Consider the following 13,447-nt stretch of genomic DNA (forward strand, 5'->3'; position numbering starts at 1 on the left):
ATCCGTTCTGAGCCTATCCCGTTCCGGTCTTTCCCTCGACCACACATCAAGCCCTAACCTGCGCATATGACGATTCAACCGACCGCAGTACCCGTCGCCGGGATCGATCGATCTGAGTGTCAATTCGAAGTCGGACGTGTCCGGCCGAACACAGGAGGTTTCCATGGCTAAGGGCTACTGGGTCAGTGTCTACCCCGCCATTTCCGACCCTGAGCGGCTGACTGCCTACAACAAGCTGGCCCGTCCGGCTGTCCAGGCTGGGGGCGGGCGCGTCCTGTCCCGTGGCGGTCGAGTCGTCGCCCACGAGGCCGGAATCACGCAACGCGTCGTTCTGATCGAGTTCGACAGCTTTGAACAGGCCGTCGCGGCATACGAGAGCGAGGCATACCAGAAGGCGCTGGTGGCCCTCCCCGACGGCGTCGAGCGCGACTTCCGCATCATCGAAGGCATCGACTGACCGGCGGGCCCCGGCGGGCAGCACCTGCCGCACCCGCGGCGGCAAGACCGCGGCGAAGTACCACACCGCGCGGTTCATCCTCGTCCCCGCAATGCGCGAGGAACTGGAGATCCCGGTGCCCGACGACCGCGGTCGCGGCCGGCTCTGGGCGCCCCGCGCTCCTGTCGACCCGAGCCCAGCGGTCGCCGCCGCTCGACCGATCCGGATCGGGTACGCCCGCTGCTCGACCGCCAGCAGGAACTCCAAAGCCAGCTCGACGCCCTGGAGGCCGCCCGCTGCAAACGGGTTTACTCCGAGAAGATCAGCACCCGGATCGCAGAATGGATCGCATTGGTGGGCTGTTTCCGCACGATTCTGGTTGAGCCAAGGCATCCTCCAGAGATGTCGTCAAAGGATCATTTGAAGACATCAAACGGATGCCTCGGGCGTGAGTCCGCGCCGGAAATCGCTGAACCGATAGGAGGAGAAGACCGACCGGTTACCGATCTCGGTCGGGTCCAAGCACATCGAGGCGCTACCGCACTGTGGTTCTGGCCACAGTCAATTCAACGGCATAACCGCTGTTCGGACCATTGTGGTTGTTTTCGCGCGATTACTACTGGAACCCCTTGTTACATCCTTCATTTGGGGGCATAGGTGGTGTCGATGCCGCCAGTAGGGTAGAGCCCCCGAGGGAGGTTGTTGCTCCCCCAAAACGGTTGGCAGTGAAGGGGTTTTGCGAATGCCGGGTAGAGGGAAGTCGATGGGTGCCATGGTCGTGGCGGTCGGAGCTGCGGTGCTGCTCACGGGGTGCAACGACAGTTCCACCGGCAGTGAGCCGACCGCGAGCAACACGAAGGCAGCGACCGCAACCGCCGCGGCCACGACTACATCCACCGGGGGTGCGAACACGTCCGCCGGGGGTGAGAGCCCGAGCACCGGAGGTGGGAGCTCGAACGCCGGGGGTGGTAGCTCGAACAGCGGGGGTGGGAACACGTCTGCCGATAGCGAGAGCCCGGATACCGCGGGTCAGGGCACAAGGGGTGAGCTCTTGGACCCCTGCGGGATATCCGACGCCGACATCACCAAGCAGGGATTCCGCGCCGACAGCAAGGAGGCGACCACCGGACCCGGTACCGATAAGAACTGCCGATGGCAGTCGGTTGGGGGCAATTCCGAATTGACGATCGTGTCGACCCGGAAAATGGTGGAGGACTTCCAGCAGACCGGGCGCTACCGGGATTTCAGTCAAGTGCAGGTCGGCGGCCGGGCCGCCAACCAGTATCGTGCGGCCCAGGACACGAACAACATCGGGTGCTACGTCAACATTGCGGTGCCGAGCGGCTCCGTCGTATTCGTCACGCGGAATCTGAAGCCCGGTGCGCCAGAAGAACCGTGTGCCGGTGCGCGTCGTATCAGCGGCGCACTGGTCGGGTATCTGCCTCCGCGCTGACCCCTGGCGGGAAACGACCGATGATGACCGGAATACGTTGCGCGGCAACGGCTGCCGGTTGACCTGAGACGATGGCCATGCCGGTGGAGCGCGGGCATTCGCACCCGGTTTCGAAAATCGGTTATCCGCCGGATAGCGGTGTCGTCGGTTCCCGTCCCGGCGGTGCGGGAGCCGGTGTCGTCGGCGGCATCTCGGACCGCCGACCGGTGTCCGAGAATTCGGGACTGTCGAATATGCGATTCCACCAGTCGGCGATCCCAGGTCGGCGGACGCGCCGGGGTATCACTCGTACTCGGAAATGTGCGCCGCGTCGTCCGTCCCGACATGTCGCCAGGGAAAGGGGGCGAGGTCGGGTTCGATCCAGCCGCTCCGGGCCGGGACGCCTGCCAGCGTGGCGGGTCGATAGAAGCGGGTGAGCAGCTTCTTGTTCAGCAGTGCGGGATTCCGGTCGAGGAAGACGTCGAAGTCGGCGGTATCCGCGTCCTGCGCGTGATGACCGACGAGCTCGACCCAAGCCCGGCTGACGGTCACGTTGTACTTCTGCGGGGCGCCCGCGTACCGGGCGGTGCGCTGGATGCCGTCGCTGACCAGATCCACCGCAGCAACAGTGCCGTAACGCTGTACCGCCATCCAGGTCAGGTGGATGTGCTCGCGGTGGCCGAAACGCTCGGCAGTAGCCATCACCTCGTCCATTAGCTCCGTGAACGGCGAGGATTCCTCGTTCGTGCCGTGGCCGGAGTGTGGACTGTGGCCGTGTGCGGTCATGCCCCCTCCTTGATCAATGCGTCCAGGACTTTGTAGAAGCCGGTGATCGCCTCGCCGGGCAGGCCATTGAGTGCTCGGTTCTCGAGATCGGCCAGGGCTCGCCCGATCGCGACGGCCGCCGCACGCCCGGAATCGGTGAGCTCGATCAACACCGAGCGTCGGTCGCCCGCGTGCGTAGCGCGGGTGATGTGACCGCGGCGCTCCAGGCGGTCCAGCACGCTGGTCAGCGTCGTGGGGCGGGTGCCGATGGCGGCGCCGAGCTGGGACACGGTGCGCCCGCGTCCGTCGGCGAGGTTGGCCAGTGCGTTGATCTCGGAGGCGGTCAGATCGAGGTCGACGAGTTCGGCGGCAATCAGGTGCACGGTGGCGTGGGTCGCGCGCTGCAGGGTCAGCAGCACCGACCGATCCGGTGGTACGAATTCGGAGTTCACGATTTCGGATATTACGATCTCGTACTAACCAGTGCAAGACTGCCAGCGCGGTCACTGTCCCTTGTCGGGAACAATCTGGTGACCAATCGGTCCACGTGGTCCTCCTCCAGTCCATTTGACTGCCGCTAGGCTTCGAAGCTCGGATCGGAGCGATAGCTGAACACGGTCGGGTAGTCACTCTGCTGGTTGCCCACGGGTGCCGGCCGAGGGCGATGATCGTCTAGATCCGGGGCCGGCCAACACGCGATCACCCGGTGGTGCTAGGGGGCCTCCCCGGGTGTGGTCTCAGGGACCGACCCCGATGCGTGGGCTGGGGAGGATCCCTACCGTCGAGGTATGCGGGTCGTGAAGATAGGTATTGCTGCTGGCTTGGTTGCTCTACTCGTGGGATGTGCGCAGGATGCGGACAAGGATGCGTCGGAGGGGGTGTCGCAGGACCGCATTCGGGTGGTGCAGGGGGATATCGATCGGGAGGTGGCGGGTGGGGTCACCGGGATGATCGCGACGCTGACCGAGAACGGGAAGACGGTGACGCTCACCAGTGGTGTCGCCGATATCGGCACCCGTGCGCCGATTCCGACGGCACCGCCGCAGCGGGTGCGGATCGGCAGTGTCAGCAAGACGTTCACCAGTGCGGTGGTGCTGCAGTTGGTGGCGGAGGGCAGGGTGCGGCTCGACGAGCCGGTGGATACGTATCTGCCGGGGTTGTTGCGGGGCGATGGGATCGATGGGCGGGCGATTACGGTGCGTCAGATCCTGCGGCACCAGAGCGGTTTGCCGGACTTCGCCGAAGACCCGCGCATCGACGAATATCGGGCGGGCCTGGAAGGCCGCATCATGACGCCCGCGGAAGAGATCGCGATAATCCTCAGCAGGCCAGCGGATTTCGCGCCGGGTGCGCGGTTCGAGTACAGCAATTCCAACTACATCGTGGCGGATGTGCTCATCGAACGGGTCACAGGCGCACCATATGTCGATGAGTTGAACCGGCGGATCCTGAAGCCGTTTCGGCTCGATGACACCTACTTGCCGGGGCCGGGCGAGCTCGATATCCGGGGGCCACATCCCGAGGGGTACGCCGATATCGACGGCGTGATCACCGATGTGTCGCGCGTCGAACCCTCGCTGCCGTGGGGTGCGGGCGGGATGGTCTCCACCGGCGACGATCTGAATCGCTTCTATCGAGCGCTACTGGCCGGACAGGTGGTACCCGCGGCCGAGCTGCGCGAGATGCGCGACGGTGTGCCGATGGGAATGCTCGACATGTCCTACGGACTCGGCATCGGCTCCGCCCATTTGCCGTGCGGCGCAGAGTATGTCGGACACACCGGTGGCATCTACGGCTACCTCACGATATCCGGCGCGACACCGGACGGCCGAGCAGTGACCTACTCCTACACCAAGCCGCCGAAACAGCAGCCCGATCAGACCGCCATGCTGTCGGACGCTCTTTGTAGATAGACAGAATACCCATCAACATCAACGCGCCGGCGCCCCAGTCCGAGACCAGCTGATCTCGAGCCACTCGCAACCAATCTTCACCCCAGCCCCGTCCAGCTGGATTGCTGCGCTACCCCCTCCGACTGCTCGCTGAGCGTAGTCATATGGACGTCGAATACGGCCTGGCGACCGCCATTCGGCTACGTTCGGCAGACCCCGGCTTCGGGGCTGGAGGTATCTGGAGGCGGCGCTGGCTGCATGTGCTAAATCGCCCACGTGCAGTGAGAATCTTCAGTAACATATTGCGGCAATGCAGGATGCCTGCGCGGCGCACAGGAACGTGCGGGCCGGATGGTCGGGAGATTCAGCAATGCAGCAGACGCCGTACCCGTCGCACTCGCGACGCACATTCATGAAGAACGCAGCCCTGGCCGGTGGTATCGCCGCCGCGATGACCCTGGCGCCCACCGGCCGCCGTGCCAGTGCTCAGCCGGGCCGGTCCGTGGCCGTCTTCGGCGCGGGCCCCGCGGGGCTGACCGCGGCGCACGAACTCGCCGAGCGCGGATTCGCCGTCACGGTGTACGAGAAACTCGATGCTTTCGGCGGTAAGACCCGCAGCATCTACGCCGACTCCGGCGGCGGCCAGCTGCCCGGTGAGCACGGCTTCCGGAGCTTCTTCGGCTTCTATCACAATCTGCCCGACACGCTGCGCCGAATCCCGTTCCCCGGCAATGCGAACGGCGTATGGGACAACCTGGTCCGCCTCAATGCGGCGATGATCGCGGGCATGAATCGGCACAACCTCACCGTGCCCCTGCCGTTCCCGCTACCGTTCTCCCAATTTCCCATGACTCCACAGGGATTCATCGATTCCGTCGCCTCGGTCTTCGAGTCGCTGTTCCGCCTGCCGTTGCCCGAGGCGGTCTTCGCCGCGGAACGACTGGCCGTCTACGTCTCGAGCAGCACCGAGCGCAAATTCGGGCAGTGGGAGCGAATGACCTGGACCGATTTCGCGCGCCTGGACAATTCGTCCCCGGAGTACAACCGCTTCCTCGGCGACGGTTTCATTCGCGAACTCGTCGCCACCAAATCCCGTAACTGCAGCGCACATTCGATCGGCCTGGTCGGCGAGGAATATGTCTGGTCGCTGCTGAACCTCAACAACGACACCGACGGCAAGGGCAATGACCGCGTACTCAATGGTCCGACTACCGAGACGTGGATCAACCCGTGGATCGACTACCTGCGCTCGATCGGCGTGACCTTCCAACTGGGCCAACGCCTTTCGGGCTTCAGCAGCGACGGCGCACACATCACCGCGGCCACCGTGACCGACCGGAGCGGCGCCCGTCAGACGGTCGAGGCCGACTACTACCTCTCGGCGATCCCGCTCGACAAATTCCCGGACGTGCTCTCCGGCGACCTATCCGCCGCCGACCCCACCCTGGACCGCATCCGAAACCTCCAGTCCGCCTGGATGGTCGGCATCCAGTTCTTCCTGCGCAAACGCGTCGACCTGGCCAACGGCCACGTCGGCTACAACGACGCCCCCTGGGGCCTGACCTCGATCAGTGAGGCCCAGTTCTGGCGGCGCCCCTTGACCACCTACGGCGACGGCACTGTCCAGGATGTGCTCTCCGCCATCATCTCCGAATGGGAAGAGCCGGGCACCTTCAACCGCAAGAGCGCCGAACAATGCACACCCGAGGAGATCGCCCGCGAAACCTGGGCGCAGATCAAGGCGCACGTCAATGATGACGGCGACATCCAGCTCACCGACGATATGCTGCACTCCTGGATGATCGACCCTGCCCTCACCGGTGCCGGCACCCCCGAGATCAGCTACGACGACGCCATTTTCATCCAGAATCCGGGCTCCTGGTCCGACCGCCCCGACGCCTATACCGCCATCGACAACCTGTTCCTGGCGGGCGACTGGATCAAAACCGGTATGAACGTCGCCTGCATGGAGGGCGCCAACGAAGGCGGCCGCCTCGCCGCCAACGCCATCCTGCACGCCTCCGGCTCCCCTTCCGCACCCGCCACCATCACCCCCCGCTTCACCATGCCCCTCTGGGACCCCCTCAAACTCATCGACCGCGAACTCTACAAAGCAGGCCAGCCCAACATCTTCGACGTCATCGACCGCCGCTACCCCACCCGCTAGCCATGCCCCAGTCGACGGTAGTCAAAGGGTCGCTAGAACGCAGTGCACAAGCCGCCCTTTGACTACCGTCAGGGAACTATCCACAGGGTGGTGGGTGTGGACAGGGGTGGGTAGAGGTGCTGGTGGGCGGGGTGTGGGGTGGGCGGGGTGGTTGATGCTGGGTGGATGCGACCAGAATTGGAGCAGTTCTGCGACCGGCAGTTCGGCGTGTTCACCACACGGCAGGTATTTCTGGAGTACACGCGTGCCGAGTTGCGTGCTCTGCTGGCGCGTGGCGAGTGGGTCCGGGTCTTTCACGGGGTGTATCGCGAGGCGACGACACCATCGTCAGCGACGCTGCGTGTGGCGGCGGCGCGGCTTTCGATGGGCCTGACCTTTCTCGCGGCCTCGTATCACACTGCTGCTGAGCTGCACGGGTTTTCGGTGATCAACGATGGCCTCACCCATGTGCTCGGCATTCAGGCATCGAGGTCGCAGCGGCTGATCGTGCACCGTGATCGGGTCGACCCCGCACAGCTGGAGCCGATCAACGGCATCGTAACAACCAACGCTGCCCGGACATGTGTGGATCTGGCCCGTGCACTGCCGCGGATGGACGCGCTGGCGACCCTGGATCTGGCCCTGCGCCAAGGGCTCTCGCGTGCGGAGTTGGGTGTTGAGATCGAAAGGCAGGCGGGCAGGCGCGGCTGCAGACAAGCGGCCGAGTTGATTCCGCTAGCCGATTGCCGAGCGGAATCCCCCATGGAGTCGCGCACGCGCCTGCAGTGCATCGACGCGCGCCTCCCCCACCCCGTGCCACAACTGGAGGTACAAACACAGGACGGTCCACGCCGCATAGACCTCGGCTGGCGCCAATGGCAAATCGGCCTCGAATACGACAGCGCCACTTGGCACTCCGGCGAACCCGCAGCCGTCCGCGACAACCCCCGCCACAACTCCCTAACCACCCAAGGCTGGACCATCTTCTACACCGCCGCCCCCCACGTCTACCACCACCCCCACACCTTCACCGAACCCATCCGCCAAGCCATAGCCGCGCGCCGAGCGTAGTCATCTGGTCGCTCTTTGAGCCGCTTGACCGACCTTTCGACTACGGTCGCGAACTCTTGGGCCGACCGAAGAGGATGACCCGCATCAGGTGCGCGATCCGCTGCTGTGAGCAGAGCGGGTTGGCGGGGCCGAGCCACTGGCCGAGGTCGACCACCAGGGCCAGCGCCGCATGGACGAGCACCCGTGCCTCGGCGGGGGACAGCTCGGGCCGGACGCCGATGAGCAGCTTGGCCCACTCCTCGACATTGAGCCGCTGGATATTGCGCAGCACGGTGCGATCCTCCGGCGGCACATTGCTGATCTCCGCGTAGTAGACGAAGGTCAGCTCGCGCTCGGCGAACGAGCCCTGCACGTACAACTCGATGAGGGTGCCCAGCGCCTGCTCCGGACGCTCCGATGCCGCGATGGCGGGCCCGATGGCCGCCGAAACCCGGTCCGCCGCACGGCGAAACGCCGCCGCCAGCAGATCGCCCTTGCTGCGGTAGAAGCGGTACACCGCCGAGGAGGCGGGCAGGCCCGCCGCATTGGCGATATCCTCCACGCTCACATTGGGATACCCGTGCTCATGGAACAGTGCGATGGCCCGCACCAATAACAGCTCATGTTTGAAGGTGAGCGGAACCTCTTTCGCCCCAAGGGGTTCGGCCGCATCGCCGGGGGCGGGCAGCTCGCACGCGATGACCGCGTCACAGGCCGAGCGCAGCAGGGCCGTCAGCGCGCGCACCGGAACCGCGACCTGGTGATCGGAGATGCTGCCGATCACGCTCATCGCGGCGGCGGAGAGCACCCCCCGATCCCCGGCGGGCAGCTCGGGCCGGATCTGCGCCAGCAGGTCGCGGGCCGCCGCATCGGTGGCTTTCAGGTGATCGATGAGGATCTGGCGGTCGGCATCCGCCAGGTAGCGGTTCTGCCAGCGCAGCAGCGCGGCGCTGCGGCGGTTGGCAATGGAGGCCGCGATCAGGGCATCGAGGATGTGGTCGAGGCGTTCGGCGGCGGGCCGGTCGCGCAGCCGCTCCGGCAGGTGCACGGCCTCGGTGCTCAGCGCGGCCAGCCGCAGCGCCTCCTCGCGGAATAGCGCGTACTTGCTCGGGTAGTGCCGGTAGAGCGCGGTGGAGCTGATATCGAGGCGCGAGGCGATGTCCTCCATGCTCACACCGTGGTAGCCGAATGATCCGAAGGCCTCGGCGGAGGCGGCGGCGATCTGCGCCCTGCGGTCGCGCGGTCGACGGCGTACCGCACGCGACCGAGTGGCGCGATCTGCGCTCGCGTCCTCCGTTGCGCGACGGTCCTCGGCATCCATTCCGCGATGTTAGCCCAATCGGACGCTTGCTATGCAGATCTTCCCAGGGCTGAAATTGAATATAACGGAAGATCACAAAGATACCTGTAATTAGGTTTTCACGTCGCTATATTATGCTCAAACAGTTAGAATAGTCGATAACATAACTGTGGTCGGCGAGGCCTGATATCGAAGGACTACGAGCGGGCCGGACGGCCGAATAGGACGAGCTGCATGAGCAATCGAACCCGGGCCGGGGAGGCGATCGGTTCGGCACTGAAGGTCCGTCCGAGATCGACCACCAATGCGAACGCCGCGTGAATGAGGAATCGGGCCTCGGCGGGCGAGAGCTCCGGTCGGACCTCGCGCAGCAGCCGCGCCCACTCTTCGACGCTGAGCCGCTGGATATTTCGCAGCACCGTGCGCTCCTCGGGCGGAACGTGCTGGAACTCCGTGTAATACACGAAGGTCAGTGCCCGTTCGGTGAACGAGCCCTCGACGTACTGCTCGATCAGTGTGGTCAGCGCCGCCTCGGAGTCGGGGGCGGCCGCCACCGCCGGACCGATCGCGCCGGAGACCCGGTCGGCGGCCCTGCGGAACGCGGCGGCGAGCAGATCGCTCTTGCCGCGATAGAACCGGTACACCGCCGATGCCGCGGAAAGCCCTGCGGCAGTGGCGATCTCCTCGACACTGACATTCGGATAGCCGCGATCGTGGAAGAGTTCGACGGCCTTGCGCAGCAACAGCTCGTGCTTGAACGAATCCGGAATCTCCGCGGCCACCGGCAGTTCCGCATCCGCGTCGATTGCCGGCAGGTCGGCGGGCACCAGTGACCAACAGGCCGAATCCAACAGTCGGGCAAGGGATTTCGCGGGCAAGGTGGCATGGTGATCGGCAATGCTGGTGATCACGCTCAGCAGCGCGCCGCGCAGTACCCGAAGGTCGTCCTCCGCGAGTTCCGGTCGCAGCGCGCCCAGTTGCGTGCCGATCGCGCCGACGACGGCGAGCTGCTGTTCGGTGAGGACCGCGAGATCCTCCGGCTCGAGATAGCGGCCCTCCCAGCGCACCAGGGTGATGGTCGGCCGGTTCTCGATGGTGACGCCGATGAGCGCGTCGAGCACATGGCGCAGCCGCCGCTCCGGCGACCAGGGTTCACCCACCCCGTCGACTCCGTCGGCTGCCATCCCCCTGCCCGCCGCCTCCTGCGGCAGCTCGACCGATTCCGTCATGGCCCGCCCCACCCGCAGCAATTCCTCCCGGAACAGCGCGTACTTGCTCGGGTAGTGCCGGTACAGCGCGGCCGAGCTGATGCCGAGCCCGGAGGCGATATCGTCCATGCTCACGCCGTGATAGCCCAGCGCGCCGAAGGCGGCCGCCGAGGCCGCCGCGATCTGGGCTCGCCGATTCTTCGGCCTGCGCCGAATCTCTCGCGGTGCCGAGTCGCCGCTGACCTTGCGCGCCGTACGGCGATTGTCGACACCCATGCCCGACATCGTAACGACCACCTCAGTTCACCGAGCTGTCCAGGTCGGTCTGATTTGCCCAGGTGGGGCGTCCGCCGTGCGGCCGAAGCCGAGCCGTGGTCCGTAGTTCAGGTGTTGCGGCATCGTCGAAGTCAGGGTGGCATCCCGCATCGCAGTCCTTCAGGCGGCATCTTCAGGTGCATTGGTGTCGAAGGTGGCCAACCCCAGTGTCTTCCATGCCTCGAGTAGACGTTTGTCGCCCGAGGCTACGACAAGGTCGGTGTCCTCCAATTGCTCGGCGGAGGCGCAGTGGACGGCGTCGTATCCACGCAACGCGAGGAGATCCGCCAGTTCAGCAGCGCGCGATATCGAGGCTTCGTCCACCTCGACGACATCGAGCTGTGGCCAGAGCTGGTCCAGGAGATGTCGGCACGCTGCGTACTCTCGATCGTCGAGTCGCGAGAGTCGGTGCGCCTGAGCCAGTGCGGCGGCGGTCTCGACATAGAGCAGTCTGCTCGAGACCACGGCATCGGCATCATCCCAAAATCGGCGGCAGGCGTGGCTGCTCGGTTCGGCGACGAGCAGGGGGACGAAGGCGGAGGTGTCCAGGTAGCCGATCAACGGCGCTGCTCATCGATGAGGTCGCTGACGATGCCCGTGCCGTGGATCGGCTCGGGTGCCGGTTGCTTCCTCTTCCGCGCAGGATGTACCCGTCCCTCGTCGCGCAACTGTTCCAGCTTCGTTAAACGCTCGACGGGAACGATGCGGGCAATTGGTCGCCCATGGTCGGTAACGGTGACGGTGTGCCCAGTGCGAACCTCGGCCAGGTGGCGGCTGAGGTTCGCACGCAGTTCCCTGATCCCAACATCCATGACCGGCTCCTTTGTGGCTACATTTTGATAGGTAGATTGTAGCTACAAATGGCCTGATCTGCCGTGCTGACCGGGAACATCTGCAGCTACATTTCATCGGTAGATGTAGCCACGAATGTCTATGCGGACCGCGGGTGCACGGCGGCGTACCAGTCCAGCAGGTCCGGGTTGTCGACGGCGCTGCGTTCGACGACGCGGGCCGGGTCGGCGCCCTGGAAGAGTTTCTTGATGGGAACCTCGAGCTTTTTGCCGGTGCGGGTATGCGGGATGCCGGGGGCCAGGATGATTTCGTCCGGGACGTGGCGGGGGGAGACCTCGGTGCGGATGGTGGTGTTGATGCGGGTCTTCAGGTCGTCGGTGAGTTCGGTGCCGGGCGTGAGGGTGACGAACAGCGGCATCCAGTAGCCGCCGTCGGGTTGTTCGGCACCGATGACCAGGGCCTCGGTGATTTCCGGGAGCCGTTCGACGGATTGGTAGATATCGGCGCTGCCCATGCGGATGCCGTGCCGGTTGAGGGTGGAATCGGAGCGGCCGTGCACCACGACACTGCCGCGATCGGTAATGGTGATCCAGTCGCCGTGTCGCCAGATGCCGGGGAACATATCGAAATACGCGTCGTGGTAACGAGTTCCGTCCGCATCGCCCCAGAAGCGCACCGGCATGGACGGCATGGGCTTGGTGATGACGAGTTCGCCGACCTCGTCGCGCACCGGCTTGCCGTCGGCGTCGAATGCCTCCAGCGCGACACCCAGATAGGGCGCGGACAGCTCACCGGGCCAGGTCGGCACCGTGCGCGCGCCACCGATGAAGGCGGAGACCATATCGGTGCCGCCGCTGATCGAGGCGACCTGGACGTGGTCACCGACGTTCTCGCCCAACCACACCGCCGATGCGGGCGGCAGCGATGAACCGGTGATGCCGACCTGCCGCAGCGCGGACAGATCGTGGTCCGTGCGCGGCACCGCACCCGCCTTGATGCAGGCGAGCACATAGCCCGGACTCGTGCCGAGCACGGTCGCGCCCACCTGGGATGCGATGTGCCACAGCGCATCCGCGGCGGGGTAGGTGGGGCTGCCGTCGTAGCAGACGATGGTCGCGCCGACGAGCAGACCGGCGATCTGGAAGTTCCACATCATCCAGCTCGGGCTGGTGTACCAGAAGAAGGTGTCATCGGGACCGATATCGGCCTGCAGCGCAACGGCTTTGAGGTGTTCCAGCAGCACGCCGCCGTGGCCGTGCACAATGCCCTTGGGCAGTCCGGTGGTGCCGGAGGAGAATACGATCCACAGCGGATGGTCGAAATCGACGGTCTCGGTCTCGATGACGGCGGCCTCGGTATTGGTGGTGGCCTCGGTCCAGGACAGTGCGTCCGGCACCGGCAGGCCGAGCTGGGAGACCGCCACGGTGGCCTGCACCGTATCGAGTCCGGCCCGCAGCGCCGCGATATCCTCGCGCTTATCGTGGGTCTTGCCGCCGAAGCGGTAGCCATCGGCGGTGACCAATACGGTGGGTTCGAGCGGGCCGAGCCGGTCCAGTGCCGCCTTGGGCGAATAGTCCTGGCCGCAGGCGCTCCACACCGCGCCGATGCTCGCGGTGGCCAGGAAGGCGATCACCGTCTCCGGAATATTCGGCAGATATCCGGCCACCCGATCACCCGGGCGCACACCGAGCGAGCGCAGCGTGCGCGCGAATGCCGCGGTGCTGTCGATCAATTCGCTCCAGGACACCTCCCGCACCGGAGCGTCCTCGGTCACCGCGACAATGGCGGGGCGATCGGCGCGGAACTGCCGAATGACCTGATCCACATAATTCAGCCGGGTACCCGGAAACCACTGCGCACCAGGCATTTCGGCGCTCGCGAGCACATCGCCCGCGACCGGGCCGAGCTCGAAGTAGTCCCACAGCGCACCCCAGAAGCCGGGCAGATCATCGACTGACCACTGCCACAGCGTCCGGTAATCCGGCGCGGACACTCCGGTGCGCGCCGTGACGAATCTGGCGAAGTCGGTGATGCGCGCCTTCGCGATATCGGATTCGGTCGGCACCCATTGTGGTTGCACCGCAGTACCTCCTGGCTGAATATCTTTCGGA

The 13,447-nt window shown here is 65.4% G+C and carries 13 protein-coding genes; 6 read left to right on the forward strand and 7 right to left on the reverse strand.

Annotated elements, in window-relative coordinates:
• Window positions 1–163 precede the first annotated feature (163 nt).
• From ACWEO2_RS36955 to ACWEO2_RS36965, 3 genes are all read left to right on the forward strand, one after another.
• A complete protein-coding gene (locus ACWEO2_RS36955; protein ID WP_355184981.1) occupies window positions 164–457 on the forward strand; it encodes a DUF1330 domain-containing protein in 294 nt (97 codons plus the stop codon).
• Window positions 351–860, forward strand: a complete 510-nt coding sequence (locus ACWEO2_RS36960; RefSeq protein WP_452409612.1) for a zinc finger domain-containing protein — start codon at window positions 351–353, stop codon at window positions 858–860. Before ACWEO2_RS36955 ends, ACWEO2_RS36960 begins: the two co-directional genes overlap by 107 nt.
• A 348-nt stretch (window positions 861–1,208) precedes the next feature.
• Window positions 1,209–1,889: a DUF3558 domain-containing protein gene (locus tag ACWEO2_RS36965; RefSeq protein ID WP_452409645.1), complete on the forward strand. Its 681-nt coding sequence runs from the start codon at window positions 1,209–1,211 to the stop codon at window positions 1,887–1,889.
• A gap of 282 nt (window positions 1,890–2,171) precedes the next feature.
• Here ACWEO2_RS36965 and ACWEO2_RS36970 read toward each other — a convergent pair whose 3' ends face one another.
• Both ACWEO2_RS36970 and ACWEO2_RS36975 read right to left on the reverse strand, forming a co-directional pair.
• The gene (locus ACWEO2_RS36970) at window positions 2,172–2,654 is read right to left on the reverse strand and encodes a hypothetical protein (protein WP_452409613.1); all 483 of its coding nucleotides are present in this window, start codon (window positions 2,652–2,654) and stop codon (window positions 2,172–2,174) included.
• Complete coding sequence (locus ACWEO2_RS36975; RefSeq protein ID WP_452409614.1) at window positions 2,651–3,085, reverse strand: MarR family winged helix-turn-helix transcriptional regulator; 435 nt, start codon at window positions 3,083–3,085, stop codon at window positions 2,651–2,653. The genes ACWEO2_RS36970 and ACWEO2_RS36975 overlap by 4 nt, the downstream gene beginning before the upstream one ends.
• A 336-nt stretch (window positions 3,086–3,421) precedes the next feature.
• On the opposite strand from ACWEO2_RS36975, the gene ACWEO2_RS36980 reads away from it, so the two are divergent.
• The 3 genes from ACWEO2_RS36980 to ACWEO2_RS36990 all read left to right on the forward strand — a co-directional run bounded on the left by ACWEO2_RS36980 (window position 3,422) and on the right by ACWEO2_RS36990 (window position 7,742).
• On the forward strand, window positions 3,422–4,546 hold the full coding sequence (locus ACWEO2_RS36980) for a serine hydrolase domain-containing protein (RefSeq protein WP_452409615.1): 1,125 nt from the start codon (window positions 3,422–3,424) through the stop codon (window positions 4,544–4,546).
• Between the two features lie 391 nt (window positions 4,547–4,937).
• Window positions 4,938–6,692: a hydroxysqualene dehydroxylase gene (locus tag ACWEO2_RS36985; protein ID WP_452409616.1), complete on the forward strand. Its 1,755-nt coding sequence runs from the start codon at window positions 4,938–4,940 to the stop codon at window positions 6,690–6,692.
• Between the two features lie 165 nt (window positions 6,693–6,857).
• The gene (locus ACWEO2_RS36990; RefSeq protein WP_452409617.1) at window positions 6,858–7,742 is read left to right on the forward strand and encodes a type IV toxin-antitoxin system AbiEi family antitoxin domain-containing protein; all 885 of its coding nucleotides are present in this window, start codon (window positions 6,858–6,860) and stop codon (window positions 7,740–7,742) included.
• 40 nt (window positions 7,743–7,782) lie between these two features.
• On the opposite strand, the gene ACWEO2_RS36995 is transcribed toward ACWEO2_RS36990, so the two are convergent.
• From ACWEO2_RS36995 to ACWEO2_RS37015, 5 genes are all read right to left on the reverse strand, one after another.
• On the reverse strand, window positions 7,783–9,042 hold the full coding sequence (locus ACWEO2_RS36995) for a TetR/AcrR family transcriptional regulator (RefSeq protein WP_452409618.1): 1,260 nt from the start codon (window positions 9,040–9,042) through the stop codon (window positions 7,783–7,785).
• A 176-nt stretch (window positions 9,043–9,218) separates the two neighbouring features.
• On the reverse strand, window positions 9,219–10,505 hold the full coding sequence (locus tag ACWEO2_RS37000) for a TetR/AcrR family transcriptional regulator (protein WP_452409619.1): 1,287 nt from the start codon (window positions 10,503–10,505) through the stop codon (window positions 9,219–9,221).
• 159 nt (window positions 10,506–10,664) lie between these two features.
• On the reverse strand, window positions 10,665–11,105 hold the full coding sequence (locus ACWEO2_RS37005; protein WP_452409620.1) for a type II toxin-antitoxin system VapC family toxin: 441 nt from the start codon (window positions 11,103–11,105) through the stop codon (window positions 10,665–10,667).
• Window positions 11,102–11,356 (reverse strand): type II toxin-antitoxin system Phd/YefM family antitoxin, encoded by a 255-nt coding sequence (locus ACWEO2_RS37010; protein WP_452409621.1) that lies wholly within the window; start codon window positions 11,354–11,356, stop codon window positions 11,102–11,104. The genes ACWEO2_RS37005 and ACWEO2_RS37010 overlap by 4 nt, the downstream gene beginning before the upstream one ends.
• 119 nt (window positions 11,357–11,475) lie before the next feature.
• The gene (locus ACWEO2_RS37015) at window positions 11,476–13,416 is read right to left on the reverse strand and encodes an acetoacetate--CoA ligase (protein WP_452409622.1); all 1,941 of its coding nucleotides are present in this window, start codon (window positions 13,414–13,416) and stop codon (window positions 11,476–11,478) included.
• Window positions 13,417–13,447: the final 31 nt, after the last annotated feature.

It is taken from the genome of Nocardia sp. NPDC004278 (assembly GCF_053602975.1).